This window comes from Kitasatospora sp. NPDC004799 (genome assembly GCF_040609095.1).
Taxonomy (GTDB): domain Bacteria; phylum Actinomycetota; class Actinomycetes; order Streptomycetales; family Streptomycetaceae; genus Kitasatospora.
In genome coordinates this window covers 1-2,811 of sequence record NZ_JBEXJK010000650.1, presented here as the reverse complement: position 1 = coordinate 2,811, position 2,811 = coordinate 1, and the positions used below count along the sequence as shown (strand labels likewise).

General features: G+C 76.4%; 3 protein-coding genes. 1 reads left to right on the top strand and 2 read right to left on the bottom strand.

Features of this window, described 5'->3' with window-relative positions:
* Window positions 1–102: 102 nt before the first annotated feature.
* Entirely contained in the window at window positions 103–927 is an 825-nt protein-coding gene (locus ABZW03_RS39450; protein ID WP_355269499.1) for an SDR family oxidoreductase, read from the top strand.
* A 712-nt stretch (window positions 928–1,639) separates the two neighbouring features.
* Here the strand turns inward: ABZW03_RS39450 and ABZW03_RS39445 are convergent.
* On the bottom strand, window positions 1,640–1,891 hold the full coding sequence (locus tag ABZW03_RS39445; protein WP_355269497.1) for a hypothetical protein: 252 nt from the start codon (window positions 1,889–1,891) through the stop codon (window positions 1,640–1,642).
* 32 nt (window positions 1,892–1,923) lie between these two features.
* The gene (locus tag ABZW03_RS39440; protein ID WP_355269495.1) at window positions 1,924–2,748 is read right to left on the bottom strand and encodes a GntR family transcriptional regulator; all 825 of its coding nucleotides are present in this window, start codon (window positions 2,746–2,748) and stop codon (window positions 1,924–1,926) included.
* Window positions 2,749–2,811: the final 63 nt, after the last annotated feature.

The following is a 2,811-nucleotide window of genomic DNA, read 5'->3' as shown; positions in this document are numbered from 1 at the left end:
GTCGGCCAGCTCGGACGGGTCCTCGGTGCGGCGCTCCATCGCGTCCAGCAGGGTGAGTTGGCGGTGCACCAGGACCTGGCTGCGGCGGGCGAGGTCGACACCGTGGTGCACGCCGGGGCCATGGTCAACCTGGTGCGCGGCTACCACGCCCACCGCCGCACCAACGTGACCGGCACCGTGGAGCTGCTCCGGCTCGCCGCCACCGGCCGGCCCACGATGGTGCACTTCGTCTCCACCCTCGCGGCCTGCCCGGCGGAACCGGCCTCCGACAGCCCCGTCGCCGAGCGCCCGCTCCCCGCCGGCCGTACGCCCGACACCGGGTACGGGCAGTCCAAGTGGGCCGCCGAACAGCTGGTCCAGGCCGCCGCCGACCGCGGCATGGCGGTCGCGGTGCACCGGCTCGGCGAGGTCATGCCGTCCACCGGCACCGGCATCCCCAACCCCGGCTCGCGGGTCGAACTGCTCGTCCAGGCCTGCCTGCGGGTCGGCGCCTACTTCACCAGCGACCTCAGCACCGACTACACCCCCGTCGACCACGTCGGGCGGCTGCTGGTCGCCGCCGTCACCCACCGCCGGGCCGGCTACTTCCACCTGCTGCGGCCCGGCCCGCTGCCGTTCGACGACCTGCTCGGCGGCTTCGGCTCCGCCTTCGGCCTGCGCAAGGTCGAGTACCAGGACTTCTGGCAGGCCGTCCACGAGGCCGCGGCCGCCGAACCCGACAACCGCCCGCTCGCCGGAGCGCTGGCCCTGCTCCCGGTGCCGACCACCCGCCCCGAGCGCTCCCCGATGGCCTTCGAGGACGCCACCGCGCGCTTCGGCACCACCCGGGCCGCCGGGCTCGCCGCCCTCGCCGACGCCCGCTCCCTCCCCGCCAACCCCGACGGCCTGCACCGCTACGTCGCCCACCACCTGGCCCGCCGGGGGTGACCGGGTCGGGTGGCCCGCCGGACGCGAGCGGCCGGCGGGCAGGGCGGCCGGGCCGGCCCCGGACGCCCGCCCCACCGAATCCCGCACCGGCAGGCAAGGCCGACGGAGCCGCGATCGTCCTCACCGGCCGGCTCGGGCCGCCCGGCGGTCCGCCCCGCGGCTGACGCGGGCAACCTGGCCCGCCGGGCTGATCGGATCAGGTGGGCCGCTGGAGCGAGTGGCCGAGGACAAGGGCGGACCGGTCCGGCCCCGGACACGCGCGCCGCGGGCTCCCGCAGCGGCAGGCTCGGGCCGGACGGCGGTCCGCCCCGCGGCTGACGCGGGCCACCGTCACCACGGCACCCCGGTGGAGCCCTCGTTCCTGTTCGGTGCCGGGGTCCGCCCGTCCCGGCAGACGACGCCGGAGCGTCAGCTCCAAGCCGACCGCCCACGGATCGGACAGCCGTGACCTGCTCCTTGCCCCGCTGGAGGTGGCCTCGAAGCCGCCGATGCCCGCCTCGCGTCGTCCTGGTCGCCGAGGCGTGTCCTCGCGCCCGGCGGGGCTGACCGGCCCCGGGCGCCCGTGCGGCTCCGCCGGGCGCGGTGGGGCCAGGGCGTCTGGACCGGAGCGCCCAGGCGGTAGACATGGGCGGAGAAGGCGGCGGCGACAGCGAAGCCCGCCCCGCGCCATTCCCTGCTCGCCGGGCAGCTCGCCCAGACGGGCCCACACCGGTCAGAGCATCCGGACCGAGGCGCCCAGCCGGTAGTCATAGGCAGAAAACCCAGCGACGACAACGAAGCCCGCGTCGCGCCGGACCGGGACACCCAGCCGGTAGTCGCGGGCCAAGAACCCGGCGGCCACAACGAAGCCGCCCCGCGCCAACCCGGCACGCCGAACCGCCTGCTGCCGCCAGAGCATCCGGACCGGGACACCCCGGCAATAGACGCGGGCGGAGAAGGCGGCGGCGACGGCGAAGCGGTCCACACCAACCCGGCACGCCGAACCGGCTGCTGCCGTCAGGGCGTCTGGACCGGGGCGCCCAGGCGGTAGTCGTGGGCGGAGAAGGCGGCGGCGACGGCGAAGCGGTCCGCGCGGACGAGCGTCTGGCGCCACTCGATCGCACGCCCGTCGGCGTCGTGGCCGAGCCGGTCGATGGCGAGCAGCGCGGTGGTGGCGGGGCAGTCGAGCAGGATGCGCTCGCCCCGGCCGGGGACCACGGCGCGGATGCGTTCCCAGCCGCCGCGGATGCGGCTGCCGCAGTGGCGTTCGAGCTCGTCGTAGAGCGAGGTGTGGGTGAAGTCGACGTCCAGCAGCGGCTCGGCCACGTCCGCGGGGAGCCAGATCCGGTCGACGGCGAGCGGTTCCTCGTCGGCCAGCCGGACGCGTTCGAGGTAGACGAGCGGCGTGGACTCCTCCAGTCCCAGCCGGGCGGCGATGACGCCGTCGGCCCGCCGGTCCAGCGCGCGCACCACGCTGCGCTGGACGGCGCCGACCTCCTCGACGGCCCGGAACAGGCTGTACGCCTCGCCGATGTCCTGCTCCAGCGGGCGGCTCGCGGTGAACCGCGAGGCCCGGCCGCGCTGGGCGGTGACCAGGCCCTCCTCGCGGAGCTTCCGCAGGGCCTCGCGGACCGTGTGGCGGCTGACCCCGTACTCGGCGACGAGGTCGAGCTCACCGGGGAAGACGTCGCGGAACTCGCCCTCGTCCAGCCGCCGCAGCAGGTCGGCGCGCAGCTGCGCCCAGAGCGGAGTGCCCGTGGACCGGGTGAGCGGCCCGGGGCCGGGCGCGGAGGTCACGGCGGCCTCCCGGGGGTCGGGGTTCGGATGGGTGGTGCGGGACACGAGGTGAATGTTCGTCCCTTCGGGGGGAGAGCACAAAATCGACGCCCGCCGGGACCGGCGGGC